Genomic DNA, 1,366 nt, shown 5'->3' with positions numbered 1-1,366 from the left:
CTGTTTAGCCCCCTAAAGAACTTGGACACTAAGAGTGTGTATGGATTACACTATTAGTGATAGGGGCTGATGACATGACGAGAAATAAGCATTCTAAAGAATTTAAGAAGCAGGTCGTTAAAGAAGCAATAGAAACCGGGAATAAAGCCGCGGTAGCCCGTCGCTATGAAATTGCGGTCAATATGCTTCACCGATGGGTGAAAGAATTCGAAGAAGGCAAGTACGGCGAGACATCACTTGATGCCATGACAGGATTAGAATCGAAGATTCTGGCACAGGAAAATGATCAATTAAAGAAGCTGCTTGGTGAGCAAGCCCTAGAAATTGCGATCCTGCGTGACTTAATAAAAAAGAAAAACCCTCATTTGCTGACAAAGTTGAAGTAGCTGACAGCTACATTAACCAGGGATATTCCATAACGCTTGTACTGCGTTTGGTCAAGATCCCGAGATCCAGCTACTATTACCATAAGTTCAGTAAAGTAGCGGAGAAAACAGTAAGTGAGGGGCGCCAAACACCTGGATATTCCATTAAGCAAGACGGCGCCAAAGTGGCAGATGCTCAGATTCAGGAGTGGTTAATGGAGCTAGTAGCTGGAGACGGCTCTTCGTATGGCTACCGGAAACTAACCGTCGCACTACGCCAGAATTACAGACTGGCGATTAACAAAAAGAAGGTCTACCGATTATGCAAAGTGCTAGGTATTCTGCGTCCACAGCGACAAATTCGCTCTAAGTATCCAAGGAAACTCGCTCGAAACCGAATCATTACTGCCTCAAATCAACTTTTTGAGACCGATATTAAATATGGCTATATTGTAGGTGAGGATCGCTTCTTTTTTATCCAATCCTGCTTAGATGTCTATGACCGTTCGGTTGTTGCTTTCCACATTGGCTTACGTTGTGAAGCTACAGATGTGGTGCGAACTCTGCAAACAGCCCTTTTTAAAAGACAGTTATTTGAGGCGGAATTAAAGCCTGTCATCCGTTCTGACAATGGACCTCAGTTTGTCTCACATGTTTTTGAAGCAGCTTGTAAGGGCTTTGGAATGGAGCATGAACGGATTCCACCGAGAACGCCGAACATGAATGCACACATTGAGTCTTTCCACCGGTTGTTACAAGATGACTGTTTAGCGCGATACGATTTTCAGTCTTACAGCGAAGCCTACGAAGCAGTCACCGAATTCATTCGATTCTATAACGAGCGGCGAATCCATTCAAGTATTCGGGATATGTCACCAGACCAATTCTACCATCAGAACCGGATTAAACCGATCCCAATTAAAGAAGTACGTGTATAACTTGAAAAACTAAGCCTAGATGAGTAAGAGTGAGCTTGTGTCCAAACTCAGGGGGTTAATCCG

Annotated in this window: 1 protein-coding gene; it reads left to right on the top strand. The window is 43.9% G+C overall.

The genetic code is table 11. The annotated features are described in order from the left end of the window. The first annotated feature begins 74 nt into the window (after nt 1–74). Nucleotides 75–1,303, top strand: a protein-coding gene (locus ACFQI7_RS37735; protein ID WP_218103605.1) for an IS3 family transposase whose coding sequence is annotated in 2 segments (ribosomal slippage) — nt 75–363 and nt 363–1,303 — 1,230 coding nt in all. Because the reading frame shifts where the segments join, the coding sequence is not laid out codon by codon here. The last annotated feature ends 63 nt before the right edge of the window (nt 1,304–1,366 follow it).

Origin of the sequence: Paenibacillus allorhizosphaerae, from assembly GCF_042659105.1 — a bacterium.
Lineage (GTDB): Bacteria > Bacillota > Bacilli > Paenibacillales > NBRC-103111 > Paenibacillus_G > Paenibacillus_G allorhizosphaerae.
This window is presented reverse-complemented; position numbering and strand designations above follow the sequence as displayed.